General features: G+C 42.2%; 14 protein-coding genes. 8 read left to right on the top strand and 6 right to left on the bottom strand.

Features of this window, described 5'->3' with window-relative positions:
• Positions 1-137: 137 nt before the first annotated feature.
• From J8L84_RS16195 to J8L84_RS16185, 3 genes are all read right to left on the bottom strand, one after another.
• On the bottom strand, positions 138-1,298 hold the full coding sequence (locus tag J8L84_RS16195; RefSeq protein ID WP_211071589.1) for a diguanylate cyclase: 1,161 nt from the start codon (positions 1,296-1,298) through the stop codon (positions 138-140).
• A gap of 188 nt (positions 1,299-1,486) precedes the next feature.
• Entirely contained in the window at positions 1,487-3,337 is a 1,851-nt protein-coding gene (locus J8L84_RS16190) for a monovalent cation:proton antiporter-2 (CPA2) family protein (RefSeq protein WP_211071588.1), read from the bottom strand.
• A 174-nt stretch (positions 3,338-3,511) separates the two neighbouring features.
• The gene (locus J8L84_RS16185; RefSeq protein WP_057789472.1) at positions 3,512-4,090 is read right to left on the bottom strand and encodes a porin family protein; all 579 of its coding nucleotides are present in this window, start codon (positions 4,088-4,090) and stop codon (positions 3,512-3,514) included.
• Positions 4,091-4,591: 501 nt separating this feature from the next.
• Between J8L84_RS16185 and katG the strand changes: the two genes are divergently transcribed.
• Complete coding sequence (katG, locus tag J8L84_RS16180) at positions 4,592-6,892, top strand: catalase/peroxidase HPI (protein WP_211071587.1); 2,301 nt, start codon at positions 4,592-4,594, stop codon at positions 6,890-6,892.
• 385 nt (positions 6,893-7,277) lie between these two features.
• Positions 7,278-7,763 (top strand): hypothetical protein, encoded by a 486-nt coding sequence (locus J8L84_RS16175; protein WP_211071586.1) that lies wholly within the window; start codon positions 7,278-7,280, stop codon positions 7,761-7,763.
• On the opposite strand, the gene J8L84_RS16170 is transcribed toward J8L84_RS16175, so the two are convergent.
• Positions 7,760-9,085, bottom strand: coding sequence for a mechanosensitive ion channel domain-containing protein (locus J8L84_RS16170; protein WP_211071585.1), 1,326 nt, complete (start codon positions 9,083-9,085; stop codon positions 7,760-7,762). The genes J8L84_RS16175 and J8L84_RS16170 overlap by 4 nt on opposite strands.
• Positions 9,086-9,531: 446 nt before the next feature.
• The gene (locus tag J8L84_RS16165) at positions 9,532-10,263 is read right to left on the bottom strand and encodes a FadR/GntR family transcriptional regulator (RefSeq protein ID WP_211071584.1); all 732 of its coding nucleotides are present in this window, start codon (positions 10,261-10,263) and stop codon (positions 9,532-9,534) included.
• Between the two features lie 454 nt (positions 10,264-10,717).
• Here J8L84_RS16165 and J8L84_RS16160 point away from each other — a divergent pair, with 454 nt between their 5' ends.
• From J8L84_RS16160 to J8L84_RS16135, 6 genes are all read left to right on the top strand, one after another.
• The gene (locus J8L84_RS16160; RefSeq protein ID WP_211071583.1) at positions 10,718-11,647 is read left to right on the top strand and encodes a sugar kinase; all 930 of its coding nucleotides are present in this window, start codon (positions 10,718-10,720) and stop codon (positions 11,645-11,647) included.
• Positions 11,648-11,676: 29 nt separating this feature from the next.
• A complete protein-coding gene (eda, locus tag J8L84_RS16155) occupies positions 11,677-12,291 on the top strand; it encodes a bifunctional 4-hydroxy-2-oxoglutarate aldolase/2-dehydro-3-deoxy-phosphogluconate aldolase (protein ID WP_211071582.1) in 615 nt (204 codons plus the stop codon).
• 196 nt (positions 12,292-12,487) lie between these two features.
• Positions 12,488-13,684, top strand: coding sequence for a hypothetical protein (locus J8L84_RS16150; RefSeq protein WP_211071581.1), 1,197 nt, complete (start codon positions 12,488-12,490; stop codon positions 13,682-13,684).
• Positions 13,684-14,103: a hypothetical protein gene (locus J8L84_RS16145; RefSeq protein ID WP_211071580.1), complete on the top strand. Its 420-nt coding sequence runs from the start codon at positions 13,684-13,686 to the stop codon at positions 14,101-14,103. Before J8L84_RS16150 ends, J8L84_RS16145 begins: the two co-directional genes overlap by 1 nt.
• A gap of 163 nt (positions 14,104-14,266) precedes the next feature.
• The gene (locus tag J8L84_RS16140; RefSeq protein WP_211071579.1) at positions 14,267-15,466 is read left to right on the top strand and encodes a hypothetical protein; all 1,200 of its coding nucleotides are present in this window, start codon (positions 14,267-14,269) and stop codon (positions 15,464-15,466) included.
• Positions 15,454-15,882: a hypothetical protein gene (locus J8L84_RS16135; RefSeq protein WP_247670825.1), complete on the top strand. Its 429-nt coding sequence runs from the start codon at positions 15,454-15,456 to the stop codon at positions 15,880-15,882. Before J8L84_RS16140 ends, J8L84_RS16135 begins: the two co-directional genes overlap by 13 nt.
• Here the strand turns inward: J8L84_RS16135 and J8L84_RS16130 are convergent.
• On the bottom strand, positions 15,879-17,957 hold the full coding sequence (locus J8L84_RS16130) for an EAL domain-containing protein (RefSeq protein ID WP_247670824.1): 2,079 nt from the start codon (positions 17,955-17,957) through the stop codon (positions 15,879-15,881). The two genes, J8L84_RS16135 and J8L84_RS16130, sit on opposite strands and share 4 nt — an antisense overlap.
• Between the last annotated feature and the right edge of the window lie 510 nt (positions 17,958-18,467).

Here is an 18,467-nt window from a genome sequence, read left to right as displayed (position 1 = left end):
AATATTATTGGTTTTAAGGATTTTTTAGTGAAAATTTTTCAATGGGCTAAAATTTAAGAGTGTAACTTTTTCACAGAAATAGAGTAATTGAGGCGTAATGAACGGATGAACTAAAGATGGGGGGGGAAGCATATAATTTACAGAGTCGCCGTTAAAAGCGTTGGCAGCATATAAACCAAACTGGTTCCATCTTGCCGTTTAACGCTGTCTACATCGAAGGACTCTCCTTGTTGCCACGAAAATACGATATCAGATGAAGGCGCAATACCAATACTGGCAGTAAACATGGGGGCGCTTTCTAATGTTTGGACATTTTTAGAAAACACTTGTTTCACTAATCTATCTGCGACTACATGAACCGAATCAATGGTGACACCGCTTAGCATAATCGCAAATTTACTCTCACTTATTTGTCCTGCTATATCATTTGAGCGGGTAAAATGAATGAGAGACTGACCTACTTGATAACTGGCGCTTTCACCGGCACTTGCACCGTAGTTATCGATAACTTCCTGATAGCCATCTATTTCAACTAGCAAGAGCACGTTTTCATCTTTGTCAGTGTGTTGAAGTTTCTTTATGGCTTGTTGAATAAAGTCGTCACGGGTTAGTACCACTGCACCAGAGCCACTAAGCGAACGAGTATAACGTGATTGAGAAGCTGACTGTGTGCTGCATCGCATCAGCGATAAAACAATTAATGCTGCACTTATCACCATTAGCATAGAAGTGAGTTGGTACAACAACGATAAATCATCCATACCTCCGGTAATAGAATGCACCACCGATACCGTGCCATGTAAGAAAAGCGAAAAAGAGGAGATAAGCAGCAAATGGCGAAGCAAGGCGCGCCTTTCCTCTTTTACTCTATTATCGTTGTAAAGTACGCCCTCGCTTAACAGCACAAGCGCGGCACAAAAAAACATAGCCACAGACTCGGCTAGGGCAGGCATTGTCCATAACACGCAAATTCCACTTACACCCACCCCGAGCACAGGAAGTGCATGGCGATTAAGTTTGTAGTCTTTGTGCTTCTGAAGCGACTCCAGCCCCAAAAATATCTGATAGAAGCCCACTAGAAAGGCAATGAGCCCTAAAATAAAAAAAGAAGAGGGAAGTGCAAATAGGGTATCACTAAGGCGAGAAATTAAGCTACCGCAAAGCAAGCCACTGGCAATTGACCAGTAGCGAAATATTATCTTTTTCTGATATACCGTTTTTATCGTGAAGTAGCCGCAAAGTGCCGCACATACTGCGATAGAAACAAGAATGCAGGTGGCTAGAAAAAAATACAACACACAGCCCTTAAGATTGATTCGAGGCAGGATTATACCAAAGTATAAAAAGTGCAATAGGGCACTCATCCTAAGGCTGGTATTGTAAATTAGATAAAGTTATTAAATCCTATACTTTATTATGGCCAATCTTTCGTTGAAGTTTTGCCTTTATTCAGTATCACACTTGTTTAGCCTCATCCTTTTTAAACTTACCCTTCTTTAACCTCGTTGGGATTAACGGTACTGTCGCAGGTATTAAACTTATCTTTTGCTTCAGTATCTTGTGCTAATACTTGGGTGAGGTCATCCATCCGCTGTTTAATTGCTACGCCATAAGAGTGGTCGTCGCCCCACAACTCAGCAAGTAAATTCATAGACTCAACATCATGTTCTCTAAATAATCTTCCTGCACGTTCGGCGTCGATATCATCGTTCCCTAATAATTTTAACGATTCAACCGCAAGTACCAATGCTGAGTCGAAAGTCTCTCGGTTAAATGTGCCGACCTTCATGCGGATAAGCTCATAAGCATGTCGCCGGTCTCTAGCACGAACCGCTAGCTTCAAGTTTGGATAGTGCTTACGGGCAATGTCGATAATTTCGATGGTTTTGTGTGGATCATCAATGGCGATAACAAGCAGATCGGCGGTGTTCGCCCCTGCTGCTTCTAACAATTCTTTTCTGGCGGCGTCGCCGTAGAAAACTTTGTTGCCAAATCGTCTCAACAAGTCGATTTGACTAGGGCTATGATCAAGCACACTTACTTCATAGCCTTGGGCTTTCAACAGTCGTCCAATAACTTGTCCGAATCTACCGTAGCCCGCAATAATCACGTGTCGAGAAGCTTCTATTTCCTCAGGCTTATCAAATGCAGGTGCTGATGACTTTTGAAATTTCTGTGCGCGGTCGTAAATCATTAACAGCAATGGGGTAATAACCATGGAAAGCGCCACTACCAAGGTGACAATACTCGCTTCCTCAGAACTTAAAATACTTAATTCTCGAGATAGCGAAAGCAACACGAAGGCAAACTCCCCGCCTTGTGCTAAGGCTAAAGAGAATAACAATCGTTGACGAGAATTAATCGAAAACAGATGGGCTAAGCCATAAAGTACTAAGCCTTTAATAGCGACAAGGCCAACAACCAGCAGCAAAATAAGTAAACTGTTCTCAGCTAATAATCCGAAATCAATGGATGCGCCAACGGTAACGAAAAATAGCCCTAGTAGCAGCCCTTTGAAGGGTTCAATATCAGCTTCTAGTTCATGCCTAAACTCACTTTCTGCAAGCACCACGCCCGCCAAGAAAGTGCCTAGAGCCGGAGAAAGGCCCACGGTCTGCATGAGTAGTGCTATTGCAATCACTAAGAATAGCGCAAAAACCGTGAATATTTCTCGCATGTGGGTTTGGGAGATGTACCTAAATATAGGGGTGGAAATGTATTTGCCCGCTAGGATAATGGTAACAATCACGGCAATAGAAATACCCACTTTACCCATGGCTGACCAATCCGATACTAGAGAGTGGCTCGAACCATCAACGGCACTGGCGGGAAGAAATGAGAGTAACGGCATAAGTGCCAAAATAGGAATAACGGCGATATCTTGAAATAACAGTACCGAGAAACTATTTTGCCCTGCGTCTAATTTTAACCAGCCTTTCTCTTCCAATGATTGAATAACAATAGCGGTTGATGAGAGGGCTAACATTAAGCCAATTGCTAATGCGCTTTGCCAAGCAAGCCCTAATCCGTAATAGGTAATGGCAAAGATAGCCCCAGTAGAAAGTAGCACTTGCAGCCCACCTAGGCCTACTATGGAATGCCGCAACGTCCATAAGCGTGAAGGTTGCAACTCCAGCCCAATAAGAAACAGCATCATTACCACACCAAACTCGGCGAAGTGCATGACTTCGGTTTGGTCGCCTACTAGCGATAAAACAAATGGACCTATAAGAATTCCGGCAATGAGATAGCCTAGCACTGAGCCCAAACCTAATCGTTTAGCAATAGGTACAGCAATTAGCGCAGCACCAAGATATATAAGAGCAAGTGTTAGCATGGAGTCTCTGCCGTTATTCTGTGATATGAATTATTTATGCTATCTCAAAAACATGTGGTTAGCTTGATATTCATTTATCTGTTTTTGAGGTAACTGTTTATAGAAAGGGATGTGAATAAAAATGCGGCGCTTTGCAGCGCCGCATTTAGGTGTAACTCAATTAACTTTTAGTATTTAGAATCGGTATTCAACACCGATGCTTGCCTGCTTCAGGTCTGTCTCGAAGTTTGTGTCATCGATATCATCTACTGCTTCGTCCGCATCTAGCTCTGCGTCGTACACTGTGTATTCGGCGTTAACTAAAAAGTTTTTAGTAATGGCGTAACTTAAGCCTGCACCAACGAAAAGACTTTCGTCATCGTAGTCGCTAGAAATACCACCTAAATTGTATTCAGTTTCTGACCATAATTGACCTACTTTCGCGTACAAAGAGAAACGGTCTGTTACCGGAAGGATACCTTTAATTGCTGCCGTGTACCCATCGGTATCCCCGCCAGCGATATCGTTGCCATAGTCACCGAAATCGATGAAACTACCTTCTACCGCAACCCACTCGTTAAATTTATAGCCTAGCAATCCTTGCCATACATCTTTGTCGTCATCAAAATCGTCTTCACCTTCTACGCGAAGGTATCCGTAGTTACCACCGACATAAAAGCCACTTTCGTCGACGGAGTAGTCATTCGACTGAGCGTAACTACCGAATGATGTAAGTGCTGCAATACCTGCAAGTGCTGTAAGTGTGTTTTTCATAATGACATCCTCGTTTTAATTTCCAACGTTCCATTAGCTTCCAATAAAGGAAGATCCACGTGAAGATGAAATGCTTCACGTTTGATAACACTAACTATTCAATCGGCGTGCCAGCGTAAAATTGTCATAAATGGGTGGATTAGTGGGAAAGAGTTTCACGATCTGACCTAATTTTGAATTAGGGTTGAATAAGTTTTAGCCGCCGATTAAAAGTTGTACGGCATAACTTTCTTACAGTATGAAAAGAGTACATGGCTAATAAATATCCAAAAAAGGAAGCTAATAACCCGTACATAATGAGGGGAGTTTTGCATTTAACTCGAACGAAAATAGCTTAATCAGTATTTCCTATCGGGTTCATTCAATTTATTAACTGTCTTTTAAGCTACCCGATCACTATCTTCTCTAATGTAAATTAATTGTTAACCTTGAAGTAAGGTTGGTCAGCGGTTTTCCAACACTATTGTTTGCGGGGTAAACACAACTAAATGGGACAACAACATGAAAATTACCAGGGTACGCAAAGCGACATTAGCAGGTTTGATTTCATTGGCGCTAGGAACAACGCATTCATTTGCTAACAGTGAAATTAGTAAACCAGCAGGCGCAAAAGGAACCGGCATGGTTCAGCCTTTTCAAGCAAGAACGAATAATTTTTGGTGGCCAGAACAATTAAACTTATCTCAACTTAGAGACCATGACAGCCGCTCAAACCCGTTTGGTGAAGACTTTGACTATGCAAAAGCATTCTCTTCACTCGATTTAGACCAGGTTAAAGCCGATGTGAATGAATTGCTGACTACGTCGCAAGATTGGTGGCCTGCAGATTATGGTAACTATGGCCCCTTCTTTATCCGACTTTCATGGCACAGTGCAGGTACATACCGTACGTTAGATGGTAGAGGCGGGGGCGATGGTGGTCAAATGCGCTTCGACCCGCTTAATAGCTGGCCTGATAATGCAAGCCTAGATAAAGCACGCCGATTACTTTGGCCAATAAAGCAGAAGTACGGCAAAGCATTATCTTGGGGAGATCTCATGATACTTGCCGGCACGGTAGGTATGGAAAACATGGGTTTTGATACCTATGGTTATGCGGGTGGTCGTACAGACGATTGGGAACCTGATATGGTTTATTGGGGGCCAGAAGTAGAAATGTTGGCTAGTGATCGCGAAGAAAAAGGCGGTGAGCTGCAACGCCCATTAGGCGCGACTCACATGGGTTTAATTTACGTTAATCCAGAAGGGCCTAAAGGTGTACCTGATCCTATGGGATCAGCGAAAAATATTCGTACAGCATTCAAACGCATGGCCATGAATGATGAAGAAACTGTGGCGCTAATCGCAGGTGGACATACCTTCGGTAAAATGCACGGCGCTCACAAGCCTGCCGACTGTTTAGAAGCTGAACCCGGTGGTGCAGGTCTTGAAGAACAAGGCTTAGGTTGGAAAAACAACTGCGGCAAAGGGCATTCTGAAGATACCGTTACTAGTGGTTTAGAAGGGGCGTGGACGCAGCTTCCAACGCGATGGACCAGTTTATATCTGCAAAATCTATTAGGCTTTGAGTGGAAACAAACTCGTAGCCCTGCAGGCGCTATTCAATGGATACCTACTGATGAGTCGGCGCAAACTGCAGTGCCAGATGCTCATGTAGAAGGGAAGCGACACGCGCCAGTGATGACAACGGCAGACCTCGCCCTTAAGTACGACCCTGAATATCGCAAGATAGCGGAACGCTTTCTTGCTGATCCAAAAGAATATCAAACCGCCTTTGCGAAAGCTTGGTTCAAGTTAACTCACCGCGATATGGGCCCTAAAGCGCGTTATCTTGGAAACGATATTCCTGAAGAAAATTTTGTATGGCAAGACCCAGTCACTAACACAGATCACAAGTTGGTAAGTGATGGCGATGCTAAAAAGTTAAAAGCGGCTATTTTAGATTCGGGCCTGAGCGTACAACAGTTAGTTAAAACAGCGTGGGGCTCTGCAGCAAGCTTTAGAGCATCAGACTATCGAGGGGGCGCAAACGGAGGTCGTATCGCACTTGCACCACAAATGGATTGGTCGGTAAATGAACCCGAAACCGTTAAAGCTGTAGTATCTACGTTAAAAGAGATACAAAAAGACTTTAATGGCGGTAAATCATCAAGCCCTAAAATTTCGTTGGCTGACCTCATTGTATTAGCAGGTGGAGCCGCTATTGAAAAAGCGGCTGCTGATGCAGGCGTTGATGTGTCGGTACCGTTTGTTCCAGGGCGTGGTGATGCTACACAAGCGCAAACTGATGTGAACTCGTTCTCACTGTTAGAGCCAACAGCTGATGCATTCCGAAACTACTACAACGCAGACACTAGCTATCGCTCACCTGCAGAAATGTTGGTAGATAAAGCCGACCAACTGAACTTAACCGTTCCAGAAATGACGGTGTTAATTGGTGGTTTGCGTTCCTTAGGTGCAAATAATGGCAATAGCACTCATGGTGTGTTCACAAGTAATGTAGGTACACTGAACAACGATTTCTTTACTACATTGCTTGATATGAATGTGAAGTGGAGAAAAACAGACGATGCTGCGGTTTATGAAGGCATAAACCGTAAAACCGGTGAAGTGCTCTACTCAGCTACACCTGTTGATTTAGTGTTTGGTTCAAATAGCGAATTGCGCGCCGTGTCAGAAGTTTACGCTTATGACAATGCAAAAACTAAATTCGTAGAGGATTTTGTAGATGCGTGGACAAAAGTGATGACACTAGACCGCTTCGATTTACGTCATGACTTAAGCAGTCCTTTAAAGCAGTAAAGTCAAAGATTAACTGACTGAATAAGAACGCGGGCATGCCCGCGTTTTTTATTGCTAAGAAATTAGACACTACGTGAAAGAGGTAAAAAGATACCAAAGATTAACGCTGCACCTGCCGCAAACTTTCTATACACTGAATAGCTTAGATAAAAAACAATACGCGCTAGCAATGTTGTAAATTACTTCGATATAACAGCAGAGAAGCAGTTGCATAGAATAACTATGAAGACATGACAGTCACAGCAGTGTAGACAGGTAGTGAAAGCGAGATGTTAAAGGCAGAGAATATCTGTAAAGTCTTGATGAGAAGGTAGTGATTGATACTGATGCATCAGCTAATAACCCAGAAAACCACCGAGCATACCTAAGTATTTAATAAATAATCATGGCAACTATACAGCGACAGCTTGTGAACCTAGAAATACTGGCCGAGGATTTGGCTTCACTTTCAAGTGAGCAGTATGGAGGCGAGCAGCATATTAAGCTCATTGAAGAATACAAAGAAGCCCTTGAGCACTTATCAGATAGTGCCAAACCTGAAACGGAAAGTGGCTTTAAAAAAAGGCTGGCGACGTCTACGTTAGCCCACATTCTGGAAAGTAAGCAGATGATAGGTGTACACCTAAAACTTATTGGCTACGTGCTCACTTTCTGGGACGCAAATCAAAAGGCCAATCAAATATTAGACAGTAACTTTGGTGAAAGTGCCGACAAACGCTTAGAGTTACTACAGGTAAAAGCTATAAGAGCCAAAGCTCAGCTAAAAACGGTGGCCCATGCCATGGGGCAGGCCGACTATCAGAAGTTTATCGACCTGCTAAATCTGCGCGATGCCCAATGGCAGTGGGATGTATTACTTTCTCGCTACTAAGGGGTGGTATTTCGAATACCAATACCGTTTTCGTTAACCACACGCACTTCACGTTGAGGGAAGGGGATTTCAATCTGGTGTTCTCGCAGGGTTTCGAACACGGTTAATAAAAGGTCGCCGCCAACGCGATTTTTTCCATCATCAACGCCATCCATCCAAAACTCAACAAACATATTAACGCCTGAGTCACCAAAACTGTCAATTTCGCAATCAGGCAGTTCTTCAAAAGGTATGCCTTCGCCGCTAATAACCTGAGGGTGCTGTGCTACTGCATCTTTTATAATTTCTACCATTGCTCGAATATCAGTTTTATAAGCAACTGAAAAATCGATGCGGTAGCGCTGTTTAGGATCTTTGTGGGTCCAGTTTATAAGCAATGAGCTAATAAACTTTTCGTTAGGTACGAGTATGTCTTTACCGTCGAAGGTTTCCAGCACCGCGTAGCGCATTTTAAATTCCCGCACTATACCTTTTTGGCCATCTTCAAGTTCTACGAAATCACCTACCGTAAGCGACCTATCAAGTAATATGATAATGCCTGATATAAAGTTTGAAGCGATAGATTGCAGCCCCAAACCTAAGCCCACACCCAGTGCACCACCGAATACCGCCAAGGCAGTTAGGTTTATTCCCATTACGTTGAGTAGCAGTAGGAATACAATGCAAAATAGGGCCACTTCAAAGAGTTTGGCGAACACTTCTTTGGTAGACACATCTAGCGTAGTGTGGCTGCGAATAATATCTTTTCCGAGGGTATTCGAAGCTCTGCCTAACCAAAACAACAAGCCGCCAAAGAGAAATACCCGTGTTATTCCATAGGCCGAAATATCGACATTGCCAATGGATAACGACATCGATTCTAATGCACCGGTAACAACAGGTAATACACCGACTAGATGTAGAAATAAAATAGGTAAGCCTATCCACCGCATGAAACCGGCGAAAACGGGATTGTCTATAAAACCTTTAATTAGGGAAGCAACAAATAGCATAACAGCCACAACCACAGCTATTTCAAGCACCCACGCATCGAATTGAAACTGTTCACCTAAAACAGTAGTCAGTTTCAGTATGCTAATGGTAATGACGGGAAACAGTGTTCCGCCAAGCTTGAATAGCATGTTGTGTAAAGTATGTGCCCCGCTTTTTGGTGCTTCCCGTGTGAACTTGAATGGCCTTCTAACTTGTCTTGCTAGAATAAAGGCAAGCGCGTATATCACGGCGATGAGCAAAACTTGAATGAGAAACGTCGAGGTATAAACCGATGCTTGTATCAGGGTCCATTTTTCTTGTATGAAGTCGAAAAACGTATTTAGGATCATTTGATTATAATTCGCAAAACCATGACGAGCAGAATACTCGAAATTATAGACTAAACAATAGCGCGCTTTTTAAACTGAATATTGCATGCCGTAAAGCAATTTTCTACACAGAGTAGGTATTTATATAAAACTATCAGCGTTGATGAAGCTAACGGTATAGTTGCTTACAGTTTATTGGTAATGTTTATTGGTAATGTCTTTTTGTGTTTGTGGTTGACAAAGTGGCGTGATGTTTATATATTTTGAGCTGAAGTTAACGCGACTAATACTGACGCGCTACTTTTGAGACACCCGTATTAGTAAAAACAGATTTATCCAAATACAAACTCATATCAAGAAAAATAAAAATACTCTGAGTACCCTACTAAGTAACAGGCTTCGAAAGAAGCCTGTTTTGTTTGTGCTATTCGCAAAAGGATTTACACCTTTTAACCGAGGTAGATGATTTATTTACTTAGATGAGAAATTGAATATAAGCCTCTCGTCTTATCTGTCTTGCGTCTAATCTCTTCTAACTCTCTTGCTTCACTAGCATCAAATAACGCATTTATTAAACGGTTAAAATGGATGTGCATGGCTTTGCGAGCCGCAGCCGTGTCTTTGTTAGCAATTGCATTGAAAATTTCCGTGTGCTCTTTTATGCGTTGCTCAATACCTTGAGAGCAGACATCGTTATAGGCCGCTACTATTTCAGGCGTTGAACGACGAAGTTCCCATAAATTTTCAACCGAAAGCTGCACGGCATGGTTATGTGTGGCTTGTGAAATTATATGGTGGAAGCGTTGATCCGCTTCATCTGCAAGATCAGGGGAGGCCATATCTGACAAGGCTTTTTGAAGGTCAGAAACCTCATCGTCGCTTATTGTCGATGCGGCAAGCGCGGCCGCTTCACCTTCAATTAACGCTCTGGCTTGCGTGAGCTCAAAGGCACTTATCGTTTTCGATGAATGCTGAGTATTTTTTTGCGCTAATACGTAAACTCCAGAGCCCGTTTTCACTTCCACACGTTCACGAACCTCTAACGCTATTATTGCTTCGCGAATAGTAGGGCGGCTTACATTATAGGTCTGTGCTAGCTCTCGTTCCGCTGGCAGTCGGCTCCCAGCTGGGTATATGTCTTGATCGATTAAGTTTTCGAGTTTTTCTACGATACTCCAGAAAAGCCGGCGAGATTTCATGTTTTAACCTTATTTACATATATTGGTAACGTCGTTGTTACAATGATTGTAGCCTGAAAGTATGTGTATTCGCAAAGTGCGACAATAATCGCATGACTGATTACGAAAATATGCTCGAACAAAACCAAAGAAATTTTTTCTTGGTAATAACCCGTCTAGCTTCTGGTAAAATAAATTGGTTGTATTTGGTCGCCCAATTGGTTAGATTGTATTTATCGTGTGACATTTCGTTTACACAAAACGAACATCGCTAATGCCCTAATAAGGCTGAGTGGCGAACAAAACGTGAAATCAGTTAAGAGCCAGTGCGATTAGGCTAGACAGCGATGATAGTCCCATAAAAGACGGGATTAAGTAAGTGAAGTCTATCTAGTACTAGCAATTTTTAGCTGGCCTTAGGATTGAACGACTACTACGTTAAGTAGAGTGCATATTAAATTGGAGTCTGTGTAGCATGAGAGTTGGTTTTATTGGCGAATGTATGTCAGAGCTTAGAGAAGCCGAAAACGGCTTACTCTCTCAAGGTTTCGCAGGTGACACATATAATTCAGCTGTTTACATGAAACGTACGTTTCCTCAACATGATGTTTATTACATTTCGGCAGTTGGCAACGATGCGCTAAGTGATGAAATGGTTATGCATGCGGTAAATGAAAAAATAAATCCGCGATTTATTGGCAGGCATGAAGAAAAGCACTTAGGCCTTTATCGTATATATACTGATGATACCGGCGAACGCTCATTCGTTTATTGGCGTTCGGATTCTGCTGCAAAAAGCATGATGCAAACCCTCGATAGCAACGATATTGCTGCAATGACTGCTTTCGACATGGTGTTGTTTAGTGGTATTAGCCTAGCGATAATAAACGAAGACGATCTTCCCAAATATTTCGCTTTATTATCTCGATTAAAATCGGCTGGTGTTAAATTAGTTTTCGATATCAACCATCGTCCGTCATTGTGGAAAAGCAAAGACGACGCCAAGCGTCTATACGCAAAAGCTTATGAACTTGCTGACATAATCCTTCCCGGTATTGAAGACTTCAATTTCTTGTACGGCATAGACACAATTGACGAAACACTGAAATTTTTGAGTGATTACACGTTTGACGAAGTGATTATAAAAAATGGAAGTGATGCTGTTACCGTTATTAATCAGCATGGCGATATATCTCAAGTTCCGCTTACGCCAGTTGAAAATGTCGTAGATACCACATCTGCAGGAGATGCCTTCAATGGTGTTTATCTTGGAGCAAGACTAGAAGATGCTTCACAGAAAGAAGCGGTTGAAAAAGCATCTAAAAGTGCAGGGTTTGTCATCCAGCATAAAGGCGCGATTGTGGATGCCACCGCTTATAGCCTCTTTAGTAAAAATTTAACCTGATCCTTACGCAAAATTACACAGAGAAAACTATGAATTCTATATCTTCAATTATGGGAGAGCAGAAGCTTTTACCTATTATCCAAGTCAACAATGCAGATGATGGTGTAGATATCGCAAAAGCGATGTACGAAGCGAACTTGCGCACGGTAGAAGTGGTACTACGCTCAGAAAAATCTGCCGAAGCCATTACAGCAATAAAAGCTGCGCTGCCTGAAATGATTGTAAGCGCAGGCACAATTATTGATGAAGCATCATTGAAAATTGCCAAAGACGCAGGTGCCGATTTCATCGTAACACCGGCTGTCACCGAGCGCTTGCTCAAAGCATTAACCGCTTCTGGTTTACCTGTACTACCTGGTGTTTCAACCGTTGCTGATATTATATTAGCAAGAGAGCATGGCTTTCGTGAAATGAAGTTATTTCCTGCATCACTATCTGGCGGCGCTGCGTTTTTGAAAGCGGTAGGCGGATTATTTAAAGATACACGTTTTTGTCCAACTGGCGGTGTATCGGAAAGCAATTACAAAGATTACCTATCTATGAGCAATATCTTTGCTGTGGGTGGAACTTGGGTAGCGAAACCCGAGTGGGTTGAAGCGAAAAACTGGCAGGCTATTACTGATGCGTGCCTAGACGTTAAATAGTTAAGAAAACAGTATATTCTTCAAGTTGCTGCCAGAGTGAGAGGCTCACTTTTACTTCTGGTAGCGCATAGCATTTCCTTGCAAAAATAATTCTCTTAACTGACTGTCCAAACTGGCGAAAAGTGGATTTTAGGTTAATAATCACAAGATACTGGTGAGAGTTAATTTAATACTTGTTTGCTTATAAGGTTTCCCTTTGGTTGGTCGGTTCAAATTACTGCTTTTAATTGTGAATTTCACTTCATTGGGCGCGCTCGCAAAAACGTCAAATGATTTACAATTTTCTGGTTTTGCGCGTTTGGTCGGCGGTTATCTATCTACCGATGAAGCTAAGTACGAGGGCTACGATAATTCAGTAAGTTTCTCTGAAAAATCGTTAGCAGCGCTACAAGCCGATTATGTCATCAATGATTACTTTTCTCTTTCAGGCCAACTATTGTGGCATAGCGATGATACAAGAAAATCAGGTGTAGAATGGTTGTATTTAACCTACCAACCTAGTGCATCGTGGCAGTTTAACCTTGGCCAAATACGCACGCCTTTTCTAAAGTATTCTGAAGTGATAGACGTCGGTTTCGCTTATCCATGGTTGAATGCACCACAACAACTCTACAGTAGCTATCTCTTTTCCCAATACAAAGGCGTGAATGCGCGTTATCTCGGCTCTCTTGATGAAGTGTCGTATTCCTTTGAAGCTTATTGGGGGAACTACAGTGATGAAATATACTCCAGTGGAACTGCTTTTGACGTTACTGTCGATGGTATGTATGGCGGGGTGGTGGAGGTAAGTTACCGTGGGTTTCAATTTCGAACTGCCACTATTCATGCCAATAACACAGATACTGATTTAACCGAGCTGGACCCATTAATTCAAGGGTTGCGAGCTGCTGGTTTTTTCGACACCGCAGACATTTTAGATATTGATGGTGGCGCGCTCTCTTATTTGTTCGGAATTAGCTACGACTCGTTGAATTGGTTTACATCAGCCGAGTGGATGTCGGTTCAATCAGACTTGGACATCCTAGCTGGTATCGACAGTTTTTATGTCTCCTTCGGTTATTACTTTGATGATGTTTTAGTTCACGCCACCTTGGGGTCATCTCGACAGTCTTTGAACGATATTGAAAACCCGATCCCTGTTGGTATTGCACCGCAACTGGATGCGCTTCATTTCGCTGTAGAGGAAGTAACAGCGTACTTCCCAACAGATGACCTAGATTCATTAACGTTAGGGGCTAGATGGGATTTTCGAACCAATCTAGCATTTAAAGCGGAAGTTTCATTTTTGAAAGGAAAAGAAGGTAAAACATCGTTTTTTGAATTAGATGCCATTGATTCTGATTTTGACCGGCGAGCCACACTTTACCAGCTAGGCGTGGAGTGGGTGTTCTGATGTCGAAATTTACCTTCGCTATAATCATCATCTCTTTTATGTTTTGTGCTGTAGCTCAAGGGCGCGAGCGAGTGGTAGTGGTCGCGCATTTAGCTAATCAATCTGTTTCATTGAGCAGGGGCGAAATCCGAAATATCTTCATGGGTGGGGTATCAGAATCTAATCTTACGGCTGTAGAAATAGCTAGTGGATCCCATATTCGAATTGTCTTCAATACTTACGTTATAGGGCTGCCAGAGTCTAGAATTCAGTCTTATTGGGCACAGATGAAGTTCAGCGGCAGGAATAAGCCGCCCATCAGTGTCGATAATGTCGATGAAATGATAAGTTACTTAGTTGAAAACGAGGCCAGTATTGGCTACTTACCCGAAGGCGTTGAACTTCCCGACAGTCTTACCGTTATCCTTACAACTCAATAAAGTAACTAGCGTCGCATCGGGGATTTATCAAGAAGTATAAACATTGCACAATACTTCATTTAGACTGGTATTTGTACGCACCTCTGCTATTAATAATGTAATAGAGACAGGAGCTACCCTTTTGTCTTGTTCTGCTATGGATATCTACCGAGTTATAACCTGAATGCTGAAATATACCACCGCTGCTTTGCTTACCTTGGCCTTTTCTGCCTCTTTTGCAGTTGCAGGTATCCCGAGTAACCTTGAGTTTTCTGGGTTTGCTAGAGGGATTGGTGGCCAATTATCTACAAGCGAAGCGTCTTATGCCAATTACGATAACTCATGGAGTTTTTCTGAAGATTCACTCATCGCACTGCAAGCTGATTATGCCATTAATAATCAGTTTTCGGTTTCTGCTCAGGGAATACTTCACAGCGGCCCAGATAGAGATTCTGGCTTAGATTGGCTTTATCTTACTTATCAACCATCATCTTCGTGGCAGTTCAACCTTGGTCGACTTCGAATTCCTGTCCTTAAGTATTCTGATGTTGCCGATGTGGGATTTTCTTATCCTTGGCTAAATGCACCCGAGCAGGTTTACAGCAGAAGGCTTTTTTATTCAGGTTATGAAGGTCTGAACATAAGGCATAAAACACAAATTAAAAACGTTGGGTTCGAGATTGAGGGCTATTGGGGCGATTTCGATGGCGAGCTTTTTTCAGGCCAACAGGCATTTGATGTTGATATTAATGGTATTTATGGTGCGGTGCTTTCACTGACTTATCATAGGTTTCACTTTCGTTCTTCTTTTATGAGAGTGACTGAAGTAGTAGACAATAGCGTGATAATCGACCAATTAGTAGGAGGATTAACCTCGGCAGGCTTCGACGAGCTTGCTGAAAAATTTAGATTAGACAACGGTGTATCTGTTTATGTATTTGGTGCAGGTTACACATCGCTAGATTGGTTTGTTAGCGCAGAATCCATGTCGGTAGATTCTGATCTTGATGTTCTATCGGGTATCGACAGTTACTACCTCACAATTGGGCGTTACTATAATACGTTGCTATTCCACGCTACGATAGCCACGTCACGTCAAGACGAGAACAGTATCGTAAACACCATCCCATTAGGCGTAAGCCCGTTATTCGATTTATTATCAACCACGGTTGATTCTATTAACGCTTTGTTCCCCACGGATGACTTGGATTCTTTAACGTTCGGTGTTCGTTGGGATTACAGTACTAGCTTAGCGTTCAAAACCGAAGTGTCGTTTTTGAAGGGCAAAGAGGGCAAAACATCGCTATTTTACGTTCCGCCCGAAAATACTGATTTTAATAGGCGAGCGACTCTCTATCAAGTAGGCCTAGAATGGGTATTTTGATACGTTATTTACCGTTACTTGTGCTGATGTCTTCTATGGCAATTACACAGGTTACGCAAGCGCGAGAGTCTGTACTAGTGGTCGCTAATTCTGGCGAGTCATCACTTCAGCTTAGCAAAAGCGAACTACGTAACCTATTTATGGGGGGCGCTATTAATGGGTTGTCACCAGTAGAATTCGAACCTGGTTCCTATCTTCGAAAAGTCTTTAATACGCAAGTTATTGGATTACCCGAAGCTCGAATTCAGTCGTTTTGGGCGCAAATGAAATTCAGTGGTCGCAGTGTTCCCCCTTCGAACGTTAGCAATATTGAAGAAATGCTGACTTTTCTTAAAGAGCATAAATCCAGTGTGGGCTATTTACCCGAAGGAACATCTATTCCTAAAGGGCTCACCGTGGTGTACGTATCCATTTAGTTTATTAGCCGCAGCAAGGCTTGTTCTTCTTGTTGCGAAAACAAAGCATCCAGTGGGATGGGTTTGCTGTAAAGGAAACCTTGTAAGATATTACAACCATTATCGGTTAAAAAAGTGGATTGCTCTTGAGTTTCAATACCCTCAGCACATACGTCTAAATTAAGGTTCTTGGCCATTTCAATAATGGTGATAGTGATAAGCTCAGAACGTTTGGATGTCCCAATTTGACTCACAAATTGCCGGTCTATTTTAAGCGTGTCGATGTTGAACTCTGTAATGTAACTCAATGACGAATAACCAGTTCCAAAGTCATCCAAGGATATCTTACAGCCCTCTTTTTTTAGGTCGGCCAAAAAGGCGTTTGCGATAGAAAAGTTATTCATATAAGCCGATTCGGTGATTTCAAATTCCACATTATTGCTAGGGATCCCACCAGAACGTAAACCCTCTAAAATAAACTGGGTTACATAAACGTTTTTTAGGTCGTAAGCAGATAGGTTGATTGAAACTCTAATGTCTTCACCATAGTGCTCTGTTATATGAGGTATCTCCAAACAAGCTTGGACGATAACCCAAAGTGTGATTTCTGAAATTCGGTCACTTTGCTCAGCAATCGGTATAAACTCTGCTGGAGAAATGTTTCCAAGTTCATTGTCAAACCAGCGTAATAAGGCCTCAAAACCGACGACTTTTCCTTCGCCGTTTACTTTAGCTTGATATACTAAGTGGAATTCATTGTTTTGAATGGCTTGAGGAAGGTGAGTAGCCACCTGAGTTTTGCGTTTGGTGGCTTCTTGCATTGACGCGGTAAACCAAACGTAGCGACCTTTACCTTCGCTTTTCGCTTTGTACATAGCCACATCAGCGTTTGTAACCAGAGTGGACGCTGCATAATCGCTGTCTGTGGCTAAAGCAATACCTATACTAACGCTTGGGTCTACTCTCCAACCATCAATATGATGTAATTGGGTTATTTTAGTGATGAGCCGTTTTGCAATTGCGCCTAATTGTGGATTAGTAGGGTTACCCACTAAGATAATAAGAAACTCATCGCCGCCAAGCCGCCCCACGATGTCGCCATCACGCATAGCATCAGAAATTTCAGCTGAAATACCGCAAAGTAATTTATCACCCGCGTCGTGGCCAAAAGAGTCATTAACTTGCTTGAATCCATCCAAGTCTAGAAACATCAGCGCAACTTGCGTCTTGTCTCTTTTAGCGCGAGCTAATTCAATCGACAAGCTCTTCATTAGGTATTGCCTGTTGGGTAAGCCTGTTAATGTATCAAAATTGGCAAGCTTCTCCATCTGAGATTGTTGCCTTTCGAGTAACAGGGTTTTACGCTTATTAATATCTATTTGATTCTTAATATGTAGCATCATGCTATTAAAACCGCGTCCAAGAGAGGCAATTTCAATTTTGCCTTCTTCAGATACTTTGACATCGTAGTTTGCTTCTTCTTCCACTTTTTTCATTTTCGCGATTAACGACGTCAAAGGTGTGAGCAAACGTCTTTGTAGGCGCACCGTAGTAATGACGGTGATAAGAAGCAGAATGATGACAACAGGCGTAACTAAGCCAATAAATTTCCAGCGGTTTTCGGCAAGAGGGTGTTGAATGTCATAGGATAGAACGAGCTTTCCCATGGGGAGATCCACTTCACCAATAGTTTTAATAACAAAGATGTTGTTATTAATGGTGTGAAAGCCATTGTCTAAATGAAGGTAATCAGCTTCATCAACAACCGAAGTCACCGCTGACCCACTACCAATATTTGGGTTACCAATATAATGATTGACCAATTCATCGTATTCGTTGTAAATACGCGCAAACTCAACATACTCGTATTTGTCTAACCGAAGTAGAACTTGAGTTTGGTCAAAGCTTCCTGCGCTATAATTGATGACGGGCAGTAAATCGACAGCCATATTTTCGGCCAGTGCGTCAAACTGGTAAGCCACAAAATCTTGATATAGGGTTTCGTAAACACGAATAGACAAAGCCATTATCAATACACTGATAATCGCAACCGAAGCTATAGATGTAAGCGCAATGTCAGAACGAAGACTTTTCAAATAAGAAACCCAAAATAATTAAAATGTCTGATGTCATTGTCATGGCCTAGTTAATTTTAATTAGTAAACACCAACGTGATGCCATTTGACGATGAGTATAATACGGGTTGCCTAGTTTCGCTGGCGAAACGGTTGATAACCCCAGTATCAGGCGCATGTAATAGTTAATAATAGGTTGTTTTACACACAATTATGTCGTTTTCTCAAATTATTTCAATTAGACACAAGCGTAGTTTTTAATCTGTGGTTTCTAGCGGGTTATCGGTGGTGAGCTGCAAAGAGGAGGATAATAGCTATCGATAGCCTATTCATATCTTCTTTGCTCTTGCACTCAAGGTCAAGGTCAAGGTTAAAAATTAACCTAGCGAGTAAGGGCAAATAGTGGTAGAATGCGCCCGCATTTTGTAGGTACTATCTTAATTTGATAATTGTTTCTGCTTTTATAATTACTTTGGCAAGTCCCTCTCGCGTTTCACATTACGAACTTTACCGTTTTACACCTGCTTCAGA

The sequence above is a fragment of the Alteromonas sp. MMG017 genome, assembly GCF_018100795.1.
In the GTDB taxonomy this organism is placed as follows: domain Bacteria; phylum Pseudomonadota; class Gammaproteobacteria; order Enterobacterales; family Alteromonadaceae; genus Alteromonas.
Note: the sequence above shows the minus strand (reverse complement) of the source record. Positions and strands in the feature narration are given on the sequence as shown.